13 protein-coding genes are annotated in these 15694 nt (G+C 40.8%); all 13 read right to left on the bottom strand.

Annotated elements, in window-relative coordinates; translation table 11 throughout:
- Positions 1–426: 426 nt before the first annotated feature.
- The 13 genes from FPQ13_RS12190 to spoIIE all read right to left on the bottom strand — a co-directional run bounded on the left by FPQ13_RS12190 (position 427) and on the right by spoIIE (position 15127).
- Entirely contained in the window at positions 427–1065 is a 639-nt protein-coding gene (locus FPQ13_RS12190) for a hypothetical protein (protein WP_144089600.1), read from the bottom strand.
- A gap of 221 nt (positions 1066–1286) precedes the next feature.
- Positions 1287–2780 (bottom strand): lysine--tRNA ligase, encoded by a 1494-nt coding sequence (gene lysS / locus FPQ13_RS12185; protein WP_144089599.1) that lies wholly within the window; start codon positions 2778–2780, stop codon positions 1287–1289.
- Positions 2781–3107: 327 nt separating this feature from the next.
- Positions 3108–3602 (bottom strand): 2-amino-4-hydroxy-6-hydroxymethyldihydropteridine diphosphokinase, encoded by a 495-nt coding sequence (folK, locus tag FPQ13_RS12180; RefSeq protein ID WP_144089598.1) that lies wholly within the window; start codon positions 3600–3602, stop codon positions 3108–3110.
- The gene (gene folB / locus FPQ13_RS12175; RefSeq protein WP_144089597.1) at positions 3592–3966 is read right to left on the bottom strand and encodes a dihydroneopterin aldolase; all 375 of its coding nucleotides are present in this window, start codon (positions 3964–3966) and stop codon (positions 3592–3594) included. Before folB ends, folK begins: the two co-directional genes overlap by 11 nt.
- Positions 3959–4795: a dihydropteroate synthase gene (gene folP, locus FPQ13_RS12170; RefSeq protein ID WP_144089596.1), complete on the bottom strand. Its 837-nt coding sequence runs from the start codon at positions 4793–4795 to the stop codon at positions 3959–3961. Before folP ends, folB begins: the two co-directional genes overlap by 8 nt.
- Before the next feature lie 44 nt (positions 4796–4839).
- Positions 4840–5712 (bottom strand): Hsp33 family molecular chaperone HslO, encoded by an 873-nt coding sequence (gene hslO, locus FPQ13_RS12165; RefSeq protein WP_144089595.1) that lies wholly within the window; start codon positions 5710–5712, stop codon positions 4840–4842.
- A gap of 6 nt (positions 5713–5718) precedes the next feature.
- The gene (locus FPQ13_RS12160; RefSeq protein WP_144089594.1) at positions 5719–6492 is read right to left on the bottom strand and encodes a type III pantothenate kinase; all 774 of its coding nucleotides are present in this window, start codon (positions 6490–6492) and stop codon (positions 5719–5721) included.
- 164 nt (positions 6493–6656) lie between these two features.
- Complete coding sequence (gene ftsH / locus FPQ13_RS12155) at positions 6657–8732, bottom strand: ATP-dependent zinc metalloprotease FtsH (protein ID WP_144089593.1); 2076 nt, start codon at positions 8730–8732, stop codon at positions 6657–6659.
- A gap of 165 nt (positions 8733–8897) precedes the next feature.
- Positions 8898–9434 (bottom strand): hypoxanthine phosphoribosyltransferase, encoded by a 537-nt coding sequence (gene hpt / locus FPQ13_RS12150; RefSeq protein WP_144089592.1) that lies wholly within the window; start codon positions 9432–9434, stop codon positions 8898–8900.
- 29 nt (positions 9435–9463) lie between these two features.
- Positions 9464–10843: a tRNA lysidine(34) synthetase TilS gene (tilS, locus tag FPQ13_RS12145; RefSeq protein ID WP_144089591.1), complete on the bottom strand. Its 1380-nt coding sequence runs from the start codon at positions 10841–10843 to the stop codon at positions 9464–9466.
- A gap of 80 nt (positions 10844–10923) precedes the next feature.
- Positions 10924–11892 carry a protein kinase domain-containing protein gene (locus FPQ13_RS12140; protein WP_144089590.1) on the bottom strand — a complete coding sequence of 323 codons (969 nt, stop codon included), beginning with the start codon at positions 11890–11892 and terminating at the stop codon, positions 10924–10926.
- Positions 11855–12595, bottom strand: a complete 741-nt coding sequence (locus FPQ13_RS12135) for a vWA domain-containing protein (protein ID WP_144089589.1) — start codon at positions 12593–12595, stop codon at positions 11855–11857. Before FPQ13_RS12135 ends, FPQ13_RS12140 begins: the two co-directional genes overlap by 38 nt.
- Before the next feature lie 87 nt (positions 12596–12682).
- Positions 12683–15127 (bottom strand): stage II sporulation protein E, encoded by a 2445-nt coding sequence (spoIIE, locus tag FPQ13_RS12130; RefSeq protein ID WP_144089588.1) that lies wholly within the window; start codon positions 15125–15127, stop codon positions 12683–12685.
- Between the last annotated feature and the right edge of the window lie 567 nt (positions 15128–15694).

Here is a 15694-nt window from a genome sequence, read left to right as displayed (position 1 = left end):
TTCTTTCCCAATCAATAAGAAAGAAACCGAATTGACTTCAGGCTATTTTGTTTAGTTTTCAAGGTTCGAAATGTTCTCCGTCATTTATTGTCGCCCCAAAACAGCGACTTTATAAATATAACAAAAATGAAATTCAATGTCAACAACTTTTGTTAATTTGTTATTTCATTTTTTGTTCCGTTGCCGTCACTTGTTGCGACAACGTTTAATAATTTATCATGGTTTTTCGATGTGCGCAACTGTTTTATTGAAATAAATTTTTTCTGAAAATTACCCAGCATCATCGCGCTCTTTCTTTTAAATGAAATCCTCTTATATTCACTGCTTCTTCCACCCTCACCAGCCTGCATGGATGCTATAGAGTGTTTACCAAAAAACCAGCCGTTATCCTTTATAAAAGGCCGGCTGGTTTTCGTTATTCATTTTTTACCAGATTCTTATCTCTTCTCCTAATCTTGTTTCTTCTACTTCTCCGTTCGGCTTTAAAGAATAATTGATCCATCCGACATAATGGTTTTCGTTTTTCTTTGCTTGTTGTTCTGTCCACCCGCCTGCAGTACTTAGCCATTGGCCAGTTTCATCACCAGGAGGTGTACCTGGTTTCGGATGACTTGATCCATTCGAAGCAATCACTTCGCAGCCGCTTCCATATAGAAATTCGACCGGGAATTGACTAGATGCTACTCGACACCCTGTAAAAATCACCTTGCAAGATGAACAAAAGGTAATTTCCCCTTGCTGTACAAGTTGTGCAAAATCATTAATATATCTTGCATCTGCATCATCGTATATACTCGGTTGCGAATAAAAACCAGCAACATCTATTCCACCTAACTTTACACCCCCACGGTTACCGCCTGGAATATAGGGCCACGCATGTGAGAATATATATAATCGTTCAATACAGTTTTCTCCACCTCGAGATGCGTTGACCAAATGAGTAAGCAGTTCTTTCCCTGACCCCCATTGTTTCGTATTCGATGCTCCTACCGCTCTTGTGCCCCACGCTTTGAACGCTCCCTCATCCGTCCCTCTAGCTGCAAGCGCTAATGCAATCTTCGCCATTTTTATCCTCCTTGAAATTGAACTGATATAGCTTATGCGAGCATCTATCGTTGTTGCATTTTCAAGGCAATGGCTTTCCCAAAAGGTTTCTTATAAGTACAATTCTCCACCCGGTCTATTGATGTGACTGAATATACTCGATTGTATTCACAGATCGCGTTATTTTAATTTGAATCAAAATGAAAAACCACTCACCAAACGGCAAGTGGCAATCATCCTTATTATTCAGAGCGTTTTCTCATTTGAGGGAAAAGCAATACATCACGAATGGATGGAGAGTTTGTGAGCAACATAACAATTCTGTCGATTCCAATTCCTAGCCCACCAGTTGGCGGTAAGCCATATTCTAGTGACTCAAGGAAGTCTTCATCCATATAATGCGCTTCATCGTTTCCTGCTTCCCGTTCTTTCAACTGGGACTCAAAACGTTCGCGCTGGTCAATTGGATCGTTTAATTCAGAGAATGCATTTGCGTGTTCACGACCTACAATGAATAACTCAAAACGGTCGGTAAACCGCTCATCTTCAGTATTCTTTTTAGCCAATGGCGAAATTTCAACTGGATGACCGTAAATAAATGTTGGTTGAATTAAGTGTTCTTCAACTTTTTGTTCAAAGAACTCATTAACGATATGACCAAACGTCATATGTTTCTCAACTTCAACGTCATGCTCATCAGCTAGCTGACGAGCTTGTTCGTCAGTCATTTTTTCAAAAAAGTCCACTCCAGTATACTCTTTAATCGCATCGACAATATGCCATCTTTTCCAAGAAGGTGCTAAATCAATTTCATAATCCCCATACTGAACTTTTGTTGATCCTAATACTTCTTGAGCGATATGAGCAATCAGCTCTTCTGTAAGGTCCATAATATCATTGTAGTCCGCATACGCTTCATACAGTTCAATCATCGTAAATTCTGGATTGTGTCTCGTAGAAACTCCTTCGTTTCTGAACACACGACCGATTTCATACACTTTCTCAAGCCCACCAACGATCAATCGTTTTAAATGAAGCTCGATAGCGATTCGCATATATAAAGGCATATCTAGCGCGTTGTGGTGCGTTTCAAATGGTCTAGCAGAAGCACCGCCTGGAATGGAATGCATCATCGGTGTCTCTACTTCCAAAAATCCTTGTCCATCTAAATAACGGCGCATCGATTGGATAATCTTACTTCGTAAAATGAATGTTTCTTTACTTTCATGATTTGTAATTAAATCTAGATACCGTTGACGGTAGCGCTGTTCAACATCTTTCAATCCGTGGAACTTCTCAGGTAACGGACGCAGCGACTTTGTTAACAATTCAAATGTAGTAGCCTTTACGGAGAGTTCGCCAACATTGGTTTTAAACATAACACCGGTTACTCCGACAATGTCTCCTAGATCAGCGGATTTAAAAAGCTCATATGCTTCTTCCCCGACTTCATCTTTTCTGACATAAAGCTGAATTTGTCCATCCATGTCTTGAATGTGAGCGAAACCCGCCTTTCCTTTACCGCGCTTCGTCATAATTCTACCTGCGATCGTAACTTCCGTTTCCGCTTCTTTCTCAGCCAATTCCTCTTTTGTAAATTGATCGAAAGCTTCTTTTAATTGATTGGTCAAGTGGGTACGCTCAAATTTATCGCCAAATCCACTGATTCCTTTTTCTTCTAACCCTCTCAATTTCTCTAGGCGGGTTTTCATTTGGTCATTCAATTCTTCAGACACTTGCTTCACCTCATATATGTTAGTTGTTTAACTTGATCTATTTTTGCAGATTCATCTGCATTGTTCTATAAACTGTATAACATTCATCGTAAATTACAAGGTTCCAACAAAAACAATCTACTTATTAACGAAAACTGCCTACAACAAGCAGTGAAGGCAGTTTCCCAATGGTGACATTCATTATAGGAAGTGGCTCGTTCATCGAAACACTTCTTATTCTCATATATAAAGGTCATCGCTTCCACATAAGTTGATTCGTTTACTTACTTTATCATTCCCGTACATGCCTTTCAAGTACGAGCGTGAACGCTATCTATTGTTCTGACTTTAGTCGGTTTCTCGCTTTCTTACATCCGCTAATTCTTCTTGTGAAAGTTTATTGACGTATTCCCAGACTTGTTTGCCATCAATTTCAATGGACGCATCTATTTCAGCTAATGGCACTAATACAAATGCTCGTTCCTTCATTCGTGGATGAGGGATTGTCAGTTGCTCCGTTTTTACAGTTTCATTTCCATATATTAATAGATCTAAGTCGATTGTTCGCGGACCATTTTTTATTGTTCTTCTTCGCCCTAATGATTGTTCGATGGATTGACAAGCAGTCAACAATTCTTCGGGTGTATAAACCGTCTCGACTTCAGCAACCATATTCAAAAAATAATCTTGATCGGTGTATCCGACAGGGGCGGTTTCATAAACAGAAGATTGATGAATCATCTTTATAGATGTATCAGCTTCCAATTTCCTTAACGCTTCGTTTAAATAATGATTCTTCGGTGGGATATTGGCACCTAACGCTATAAATACTCTAGGCTTCATAATCGCTTCTCTTTCGTGTGACTTCAACACCGACGGATTGATAATAACCGGGGATTGGTGGACCTGGTTTATCTATATAAACTGAAATGACATCCAATAAAGAGAACGACTCGAACATCGATTGGGCAATGGACTCAGCGAGTGATTCCAACAAGTTGTGTGCTTTTCCTTCCATAATACCTTTGGTCACTTCATAAACCTTTCCGTAATCGATGCTGTCTTCCATTCGATCGGTTTGGCCCGCCTTTCGAAAATCACCCATTAGTTCTACATCAACGTTAAATCGCTGACCTAATTTGTTTTCTTCCGCAAAAAGGCCGTGATAACCGTAAAACATCATTTGGTTCACTTTAATTTTATCCAAATGAAACGCCCCCTTTGCCAAGCATTGCATCCATCATTTGAACGGCCCGATTGACTTCTTTCACATCATGTACGCGAACAATTTCAACACCTTGTTGAATGCCTGAGCAGACCGTTGCAATCGTACCTTCTATCCGTTCATCGACAGGTAAATCAAGCACTTTTCCAATCATCGACTTTCGTGACGTACCGAGTAAAATTGGATAACCCATCGCTTTCAATTCACTTAACCGACGCATCACTAATAGATTTTGTTCAAGTGTTTTTCCAAAGCCAATCCCTGGGTCAATAATAATCTTATCTTCTGAAACACCATTTTTCTTCGCAATTTCTATACTTTCAGCCAAACTTTTTTTCATATCTTCAATCAGGTCATCATAATGAGGTGCGTCCTGATTGTGCATCAAAATGATTGGTGCATCGAACGACTTGGCTACAGCAGTAATTTCCGGGTCAGCTTTTGCTCCCCAAACATCGTTTATAATCGTAGCACCCGCTTGAAGGGCATTTTCTGCTGTTTTCGCTTTAAACGTATCAATGGAGATCGGTGTGTCCATCGATTTCGCCAACCGCTCAATCACTGGTACAACACGTTCACTTTCTTCTTCGTAGGATACGGGCTCATGGCCAGGTCGCGTCGATTCGCCTCCAATATCGATGATTCCCGCTCCATCAGCAACTAGTCTTTTAGCGCGTTCAACGGCGTCATCCAATTGATTAAATTTACCACCGTCCGAAAAAGAATCAGGTGTCACATTCAAAATCCCCATAATCGTTGTTTTTTTGCTGAAATCAATGCGGGATTGACTATTAATCGTTAGAGATTTCATCGCTCAACCTCCCTCAAGACTTTATATCTCTTTCTCATGAAAACTTAAGATGATTTTAATGCCGCTAATTCTTCAACGGTTAAATGGTAGCGTTCGTTACAGAAGTGGCAAGTTGCTTCTGCTCCACCGTCTTCCTCAATCATCTCATCGATTTCTTCATCGCCTAATCCGCGGATTGAATTTTCTACACGTTCTTTTGAGCAATGGCATTGGAAACGAACATCTGATTGCTCATTAATTTTCCAGTCTTCTCCGTCGAAAAAGATACTTAAAATGTCTTCCGGGCTTTTTCCTTCTTGAATCATTGTTGAAATCGCTGGAATTTCTCCAACCCGCTTCTCAAGCTTTGTGATGACTTCATCTGAAGCGCCTGGCATTACTTGAATAATGAAACCGCCAGCAGCCAAAATTGAATAATCCGTATCTACTAAAACACCCGCACCGACAGCAGATGGAATTTGCTCGGAATTAACAAAGTAATAGGTGAAATCCTCGCTCACTTCTCCTGACACAATTGGTACCTGGCCTGTAAAGTTATTTTTCAACCCTAAATCTTTCACGATACTTAAGGAACCATTGACTCCTACAGCTCTTTTGACATCCAATTTACCGTGCTCGTTAGATTCAAAATCGACATGCGGGTTCATGACATATCCACGGACTTCTCCTTTTGCATTACTATCTGCAATGATTGCACCAAGGGGTCCATCACCTTCAAGCTTGACGGTAAGCTTATCTTCATTTTTCAACATCCAGCCCATCATAGCGGATATAGTCACCGTTCTACCAAGCGCTGCCGATGCTGTTGGCCACGTGTCTAACCGTGAACAATTTTCTTGCACTGTATTCGTCGAGCGAATCGCAAACGCTCGTACAGATCCTTCAAATGCTGTTGCACGAATCATATAATCCTTCATATATCATCAATCCTTTGTATTGTTTTGATAAATTTCATATAAGCCTTTTAATGTTAATGAGTCATCGACATGATCAATCGTTCGAGAACCTTTTCCGATTAGTTTAGCCAAACCACCCGTTGCTATAACGGTTGGTTCTGTACCGGCTTCTTCTTTCATTCGACGCACAAGCTCATCCACTTGGCCAACATAGCCGTAAAATACACCCGATTGCATAGCTCCTACAGTTGATGTGCCAATTACAGTATCAGGACGTGAAATTTCAATTCTCGGAAGCTTTGCTGCTTTCGTGTAAAGTGCTTCCGTCGAAATTTTTATTCCCGGGGAAATAAGTCCTCCGCTGTATTCTGCGTTTTCATTGATATAACAAAATGTCGTTGCCGTTCCAAAATCGACAATGATTAACGGAGCACCGTATTCTTTAATCCCTCCGATTGCATTAACAATTCGGTCTGCCCCGACTTCCTGTGGCTGAGGGTAATTCATTTTCAATTCTGTTTTAACGGAGCTCTCACCGACAACCAATGCTTTTGTTTTAAAATACTTCTTACTCATATTTTCTAATGCAAACATTGCCGGTGGAACAACGGACGAAATAATGACCCCTTTGAAGTCACTGAAATAAAGTCCGTGGTGTCGTAATAATGCTTTTATGTTCATGGCATATTCATCTTCAGTTTTAAAACGATCTGTTTTAATTCTCCATTGATAGATTAGCTTGTCATCTTCGAACGCACCAAGCACAGTATTCGTGTTTCCGACATCTAAAACAAAGATCATAAATTCAACCCATTTCTGTCTGGTTTTTCACCGTAAATCATATCACAATTGGTAAGATGATGTGTAACAAGAGTTCCTCGTTTTACAAATTTTTGTGCGCTTATTCAACAAAAAAGCGAAACACCAATCGGATGATTAGTGTTTCGCTATTATATACGCTCTTGTTATTCTTTACGATTTGGATCATCTTGGCTATCTTCTGGCTTGTTCGAATCACTTTCTTCCGTGTCTTTCGAATCAACAACCGAAGAATCACTCTCTTGACGATTAATGTTTACTTTCACATCTGATTGACCTTCACGGTTTTCCGTTTGATCGGAGGCCGTATCAGATTCGTCTTCTCTATACTCAGACTTCGTATTGTCAATTTCATTTAGTTGCTCTTCGACATTCTCATCTTCCTCTTTTGGCTCAGGAAGCTTTCCATGATAGAAGAGGCCATCGATTTGCTCTGCATCCAATGTTTCAACCTCTAGCAATGTTTGAGCAATTAACTCAAGCTGTTCTTTATGCTTCGTAATGATTTCTTTCGCTCGTTCATAACACGTATTGATGATGTTTTGAATTTCTAAGTCGATTTCATAAGCGATTTTATCACTGTAATTCGGTTCGTTTTGTAGGTCGCGACCTAAGAATACTTGACCGCCACCGGAACTACCGAACTGAAGTGGACCTAATTTTTCACTCATACCAAACTCTGTAACCATACGTCTGGCAATATTCGTTGCTCGTTGGAAGTCGTTATGTGCACCCGTACTTGCTTCATTAAACATAACTTCTTCAGCAACGCGTCCGCCAAGCAATCCAGTAATTTTATCCAACAACTCTGGTTTTGTTTGGAAGTAACGATCTTCTCTAGGAAGCATAACGGCATATCCGCCTGCCTGGCCACGAGGAACAATCGTTACTTTGTGTACCATATCTGCATCGTTCAACACAACACCGATTACTGTATGGCCACTTTCGTGATAAGCAACGATGTTTTTCTCTTTTTTAGAGATTACGCGGCTCTTCTTCGCCGGTCCTGCAATCACACGGTCAATCGCTTCATCGACGTGTGACATATTAATCATCTTCGCATCTTCACGAGCTGCAACAAGTGCTGCTTCGTTTAACAAGTTTTCTAAATCGGCACCTGAAAATCCAGGTGTACGCATCGCAATTGTCTTCAAGCTAACATCTTTCGCAAGTGGTTTTTCTTTCGCATGAACACCAAGAACTTCTTGACGACCTTTGACGTCTGGCGCATTGACAGGAATCTGTCTGTCAAAACGACCTGGACGAAGCAATGCTGGGTCAAGAATATCCGGACGGTTAGTAGCCGCCATGATGATAATTCCTTCGTTCACACCAAAGCCATCCATCTCAACTAGAAGTTGGTTCAATGTTTGTTCACGCTCATCATGTCCACCACCTACACCTGCGCCACGTTGACGACCGACAGCATCAATCTCATCAATGAAAATGATACAAGGTGCGTTTTTCTTCGCGTTTTCAAACAAATCACGGACACGTGATGCACCAACACCGACAAACATCTCTACGAAATCAGAACCACTGATGGAGAAGAACGGAACGCCCGCTTCACCAGCAACAGCTTTCGCAAGGAGTGTTTTACCGGTACCAGGAGGTCCAACGAGTAGAACACCTTTCGGGATACGTGCACCAAGGGCAGAGAATTTACGTGGATCTTTCAAGAATTCAACCACTTCAACGAGTTCTTGTTTCTCTTCATCCGCACCGGCAACATCGGTAAATCTCGTTTTCTTCTTATCTTCGGTATACATTTTCGCTTTGCTCTTACCGAAGTTCATCATTTTACCGCCGCCGCCTTGCATTTGGCTAAGCAAGAAGAAGAATAGAATGAAGATAATGATGAAAGGAATGAGCGTCGTCAGAACGCGAGCCCACGCACTTGGTTCTTCAGCCGGTTTTATTTTCAAGTCACTTTGCTGTTTTGCTTCTGTGACAATCGAATTAATGATCTCATCATTTGCTGGAATTTCAGCAACGAAACTTTGTGTACCTTCATCTCCCGTGTATTCACCACGGACTTCATAAGCAAAATTCGTATATTGCAAGGTCATCTCTTTTACTTGACCTTCTTCTAACACTTCAGTGAATTGGTTATAATTCAATTGTTCTGTCTCTGGTGCAGGATTATTGAACATACTGACAATCGTGATCAGAACCAAGAATATAACCAAATAAAATATGGTATTACGGAACACCCGACTCATTACTTACCTCCTCCTAAAGCACAAAACTAAACTCATACTATCACAAAATTTTTCGCTCACTCAACTATAAGGTCTTGACTTTTTTCCAAATCATTCAAGTTGGTATTGGCTATTACATGGATCAATTTGCCAACGATAGCTTGTTCTACGACGATTCAACTCATTCTATGAATAAATTTCCGGTTTCAACACACCGATATAAGGAAGATTTCTATATTTCTCTTCGAAATCTAACCCGTAACCGACAACAAATGCATCTGGCACTTCAAAACCAACTAAATCAGCTGAAACATCCGCTTTGCGACCACTCGGTTTGTCCAACAAGGTTACAATGGTAATTGACTTCGCGCCTCGGTGTTTAAACAGGTCAACTAAATAACCGAGTGTCAAACCGCTATCAATAATATCTTCGATGATCAATAAATCGCGGCCTTTGACTTGCGTGTTTAAATCTTTTACGATTCGAACTTCTCCACTGGATTCCATGCCACCGCCGTAGCTTGAAACATCCATGAAGTCCATTTCCACATGTGTGTTCACATTTTTCAATAAATCGCTCATGAACGGCATGGCACCTTTTAAGACGCCGATCGCTAACGGGAACTTGCCTTCAAACTGCTTCGTAATTGTTTGCCCCAGTTCCTTTGTTTGTTTCTGAATTTCATCTTCTGTAAACAATATTTCCTCGATCTCATTATGCATGGATGGTCCTCCTAATCTTCGTTGGTCCTTCAATTTTTCTTTTGATGGTTCACACGAATCACAACATAGGAAGTCACTTGATCACTAAGTGTACCCAACTCACTTCGGGCCAATAAAGGAAGCCAAAGGATTTCTCCATCTCCGTTCACGACTATTGGCCATGAGTCCCGGTCATTGGCTGGTATTTTTTTATCGATAAATATATCCTTCACTTTTTTACTACCCGCTAATCCTAAAATTCGAATTCGATCACCGGGTTTCCGTGTACGAATGTGTAAAGGAAATTCGATCAGCCGTCGATCACAAACAAAAACATTTGCATTCGTTAATTCGCTCGTATTCGCTTCTGTTTCCTCGACGGTCACTGACCAACCGTTCGGTAAGTGTCGTGTATCATTTAACTGAATTTCTTCAGAAAATGATGAATTGAACCTCTCGTTCTTTTGTATTACACATTGTCCATAGCTTTTAATCCAACTATAGTCTTTTTGAAAAGAATATGTAGCATTCGGCTTTTCAGCTTGAATCCATTCCAAAAAATCAAAAAAATAATCTTTTTTTCCTATCGGAACTTGAAGATAGTTTAATATTAGATGAAACCCTCTTCTTTGTAAAGGTAAAGGAAGCGCCAGAAAACCATCTATTGAAAACGTCACTTTTTGTTCATAAAACTGAGTGAAATCACACATTTTTTCTTCAGTCAGCTTATCCAAAACCGCATCTTCATCACGCTGGATTTCAGCCACTCGTTGTACACCTTCCAGAAGCTTAGGATTTTCACCCTTAAAAAATGGCAACACATATTTCCGAAATCGATTTCGAGTGTATGTATCTTCTTCATTGGAAGGATCTTGATGATAAGGGATTTCCTTTTCAGTCGCATACGAAATCAACGCTTGTTTACTGACGCACAGAAAAGGTCGGATTAGTTGGATATCCCCAAATTGCCCGTGAACAGGAATTCCTTTCGGCCGGACACCTTTTGCAAGTTGCATGAACATCGTTTCTGCCTGATCATCAGCATGATGTGCAGTAACCAGCTTGGCCTTTTCCTTTCCTTGCATTTGTTGCTGAAAAAAATCGTATCTGAGTGTCCTTGCCGCTTCCTGCGTACCTATTTGATGGACCCTTTGATATGCTTTTACATTTACTTTCCCTTCGATGAAAGGGATATCTCGTTTTGCGGCTTCTTTTTCAACGAGCTCCACATCTTGCCGCGAGTCTTCTCCACGTAGTTGATGATCGACTGTAAGGACATAAAGATCCAGTGACCACGCATCCTTGATCCGATAAAAAAAATCAAGCATGGCCATTGAATCTGGTCCGCCTGAAACCGCCAAATACAACGTATCATTTTGTTGAAACAATTGATGCTTTTGATTAAACGTCAAAATGGTTTGTAAAAGCATTCGCCCGCACTCCGTTTTTCATCATATACATTCACTCCAGTATATCACCACCACTCAACTAGATTCAACGAATGCTTTCGTTAAAACCAATAATAAAAGCCGGCCAATAACGAGAATTGAACGAATAACAAAGAACCAATTCCGATCACTTCTTTTTTCATCGTCTGTTTGGCCGGGTGGAGGTGCTGAATGTTTGGCTGATTGGCTGTTTTTTTCGTTAAAGACGGATTCTTTCTTCTCACGGTTTTTCTTTGCCTGTTCAGTTTTAAACGATTCAAGTCTTTTTTCATTTCCATTGCTTGTTGATATTGACCTTGTACGGCTTTTTTTAAAATGGGATGATACGGTTCTAGTGTACGACTCTGGTCAATCAGCTTCACTAAGTTTCGTTGATTCGTAGCCATGCGTTTAAACGTAGGATCAAGTTGAAGGATACAGATGGCTACGGCAAATAAGTCGTATGCAGGGTCGGCTTTCCGTTCGCCCATTTGCCAATAGCCTCGGTCATAATGACTTGTATATTCACGGACAGACCTTCCCAGCTGTGTAACTCCTCCAAAGTCGACGAGTCTCACTTGCTTCGATTGCCGATCAATCAGTAAGTTTTCCAACTTTAAATCACCAAAAATATATCCGGAGAGGTGAAGATGATGCAACTTGAAAAGGAGTTGCTTGATTACGATGGCAAGGTGAGAAGCTTTACTTGGATGGTACCAATCTTTAATACGCACGCCATCTACATATTCCATCACATAAAAAGAATATTGTGTTTTCCGATACGTAAAATCATCGACGTCGATTAAAAAAGGCCCAAGCTGTACGCCCTGGACCTTTTTCATGAGTCGAAGAATTTTTGCCTCTCGTGTAATGACAAATGGATCCTTACTGATTTTCAACGCATTCAGTCCTTGACTCCCTCTGACAAGGTAAATGGATCCTCTTGCACCCTCACCAATTTGCCGAATGACTTTATAGGTCTGCCTATGCCATTTGCCAACAATCTTCGTACCGTTAGCTAGATGAACGGTAGGATGAATCGATGATGTCATAATCTTGTTCCTCTCCAATCACTTCTTCATCAAACATCTTCACCGCTTCCTTCAACGCTGCCCCTGTCGGTGTAATGCCACCTGTTGCAAGTTTCGGAAATACTTTTGCGATTTCTGCCCCTTCATTTGTCCATGAGAGAAGCCTTTTCGTAATTTGTCTACGCGTCGGAAAATGATAGATAGAGAAATAGTAGCCGCCCAAACGTGACCTCAAGCTAATGACTAAATCATTTAAAGATTCTCTTACCGCTGACATCTTATGCTGCATACTCGCACTTGTGTCGATCAAAATTAATACTTGCAAGTCGACCGTCTCACCTAAATCCTCAACGATTTCGTGGACTTCTTCCTTTGTCTCCGGTGATAGTTCTTCCTCATTCACTTCTTTTCCGAAAATATCCTTTAATTCTTTTGAAACATAACTTTGAATCGTTTGTGTGATCGCCTGTTGGGTAACCATCTGGACAGTTTCTGATAACTCCTCAGCATAAACGATTCGACTGACACCATTTCCCGCTTCTGCAATATCATTCACTTCGGTCAACCCAGTCGGATCTTCCGTTTGGTCATCTTCCAACACGCCAATGACATTAACAGAGATTCCTTGCTTCGCTATCTGTTCACTAACACGAACCGGGTCTTCCCCTTGATTTGAACAACCATCTGTGATTAATAGAATTTGCCGAATGGTTCCTTTACTCATTGCCGATCGCCTCCTCTATTTTTATCTCCATTCTTAACCTATTCAGAAGCTTTTATACGATGGAGAGATAAATATATTCATGTTTCATTACAGGCCGACGAAAGCAGTAAAGGAAGCCCACTTCGGTTTACTTTTATCAATCTTGGCAACCAAAATCGTCATATCATCGAGAATTTGTCCGTAATTACTTCGTACCACTTCTTCCAACAATAAATCGGCTATTTCCTGTGGCTGCTTCGTTTCCATTTGTTTTAGTTTGCGTTTCAACCACGCTTCTCGATTTTCTGCCCGATCCGTTGATTCCAAAATCCCGTCACTGGCCATGACGAGAATATCTCCGTCCTTCAGATCTTCCCTCACTGGTTCTACGTCAAATTCTTCTAAAATGCCAATTGGTAGATTTCCTGATTCAACCGGGTAAATCGACCCTCCGCGAAGGATATAGCTGACGGTCGCGCCGATTTTTAAGAAATTGACATAAGGCTGTTGCAAGTCAACGATTGCTAAATCTAATGTCGCGTAAATCTCGTCCGATGTTCGCAATGATAGAATTGAGTTGATCGATTGAATAGCAACTTCTTCGCTAATGCCTGAATTTAAAATCTGTTGCAAAAGCCGTAATGTCTCTGAGCTTTCTTGATAAGCCCGTTCACCATTCCCCATTCCATCACTGATTGCTAACGCATACCGGCTTTTACCTAATTCTTTGATCATATAACTATCACCTGATAGGAAATTTCCGTTTTTCGCCGCATGCGAGATTCCTGTCGTTAGTTGAAACTTTCGAATGGAACTTAGGTGGAACGTCCGGTATCCGTTTCGACCACCGAATGTCTCTTCTTTTTCGACTACAACTGTCTCTCCCAATAAATCGGATAAATAAGGGGCAATCAACTTCTCCGCTTCTCCGTGGTAATCATGGAAATAAGCAGTCAATTCAATATCGATATTTCCTTTATGGATCGAATATAGTTCAAGGCGCTCGAGTAAAATATTCATCTGGCCAAGCACTCGTCGGATTTCTTCTTCATGCCACGAGTACTCCTCCCGCTCCTTCATCATTTCTTTTGCGAAGTTGTTCATGACTTCCGACACACCATTCAATTGCTCTGAAACAAACTTTCTACTTTCCTTTACCTGTTGCTTCAATCGCTTATTTGCATGGTAATAGGAAAGCTCGTAACGCATTTGATCCGTCATTTGTTCTGGTTTCACACAAAACTTTCTAAGCTTACCGATGTTGAAATTCGTCCGTGATGTATCTTTTTCTTCAACCGAATGAATCATGTCGCGTAACACAGGGTATGTACGGTCGAAATTTTGTACCCAACAGGAATGCTTTTTCAAGCATGATTGACATGTGTTTTCAGTGACCCTGCTTAAATATTCATCCACTTCCGCCTGACTCTCCAGCTGCTTCCCTTCTTGCTCAATCGATGCGAAACTATGCGACAATGCTTGAAACATTTCTGAAAAACGTTCCACTCGCTCTGCTGTCACATGGCGAATTTTTTCCGCATACTGATCTTGACTCTCCTTCTCTTCATTCGTGCCCGGAACGAACCCAGCAATCTTTTTCAATAATCCTTTTGGTGTGAGCAAGAAGAGTCCTGTCGCAATCGATGCTTCGATTACGAGCTGTTCAAACTGAATCACTTCAATATTGTAAAAGCCGATTAAAAGAACAGCGAGAAATAATCCGAATGCCGATAACAATCGATGCATATCTTTTAGTAAGCCGACCATCAACCCAGCAAGTGCCAACAAGCTGACATGGTATAAATCCATCATATTGACGAAGCTCAACATCAATCCAACGATGACACCAACGGCAGCACCGACAGTAGCACCAGATATATAAGCCCCCATTAAAATAAAATAACTGGCGCCGATTACTTCTAACTGCAAGTCATAAAACTGAATACCTGCCAATCCTGTCAAAATGGCTGTCACAAAAATAACCAAGCATACGAGCTCTTCAACCTTCAACTTTTTCGTCGATACTTGAATGGTCAGAAATGGATAAGATTGAAGAAAGATCATAACTAAAAATGATGCCAGTAATGCCTCAATAAAAATAATTGCGCCATTATACAAGGTTAATGAATCGACAAGGGCCATCACAGACGTTCGAGCAATCACCGAACTTAAAAAAATCGTGAAGATCATCGGATAGATCATCTTTGTGATTTTGGTTAATAAATGCTTATAACATAGAAATAACAGCATGCCTGTACCTAATACATAAAAAGTTTGCTCCAAGTTCACGGTCCAAGCACCGAGAGCCAAAGAAAGGTAAACCCTAAACGAAAGTGACTTCTTGGCGACAATGGTTGCACCTAAAAAGGCTATAGCAAACGGGGATACACTGGATAAAACAATAGCTCGTCCGAGTAAAAAGCCAATTAAGTAAAATAACCATCCTCGACTCAAGAAGCTACTGACCCATTGAGTTTTAAGTGAGCGAAAAGTTTGAGATATCCTCCCGATTCTCGAATCAACTATTACTTCACCGATCTTCATTGAATCCATATACGTTATTCCCCCTCCTGTGTACACTATCTAACCACAGCACGGGGGAAATTTTTTGTCATAAAAACAAAGGGACAACAAAAAATCGTTCGACGAATCAAGGGAAATTTATCTAATGATTCTACAAGAACTGATGGAATTAATATATTTCATTACGAAATTTTGTAGATTGGATATAGAAACTCGTCGATTGACGAAATTTTAGTGATGAAAATACGATTGAGTTGATTTGCAGAGTAAAACAGTGCATTGGCTGTACGCCTCGTGGATAAAAGAAATGAATAGGCGGGTGCTTTCTGGGTGGAGCGTCCTTCTCTGATACGGAAAATGATAAAGTGCTCTCTCTTCCGTTCTTGAGAGCTCCTCTCGAGAACGGAAGAAAAGCAAGTGGTGCTCCTTCCGTACTTGAGAGCGTTTATCTAATACGAAAGAGATAAAATTTCGATTCCTTCCCGGCTCGAGAGCTCTTCTCGATGACACTTTCATATGTGGACGAGGACGTTTGGGTGTCGAGACCGCTTCTCGATGACATTTCCGATTGCGGACGAAGCTGTTTGGGTATCGAGA

The organism is Allobacillus salarius, assembly GCF_007559425.1.
Classification (GTDB): Bacteria; Bacillota; Bacilli; order Bacillales; family Alkalibacillaceae; genus Allobacillus; species Allobacillus salarius.
Note: the sequence above shows the minus strand (reverse complement) of the source record. Positions and strands in the feature narration are given on the sequence as shown.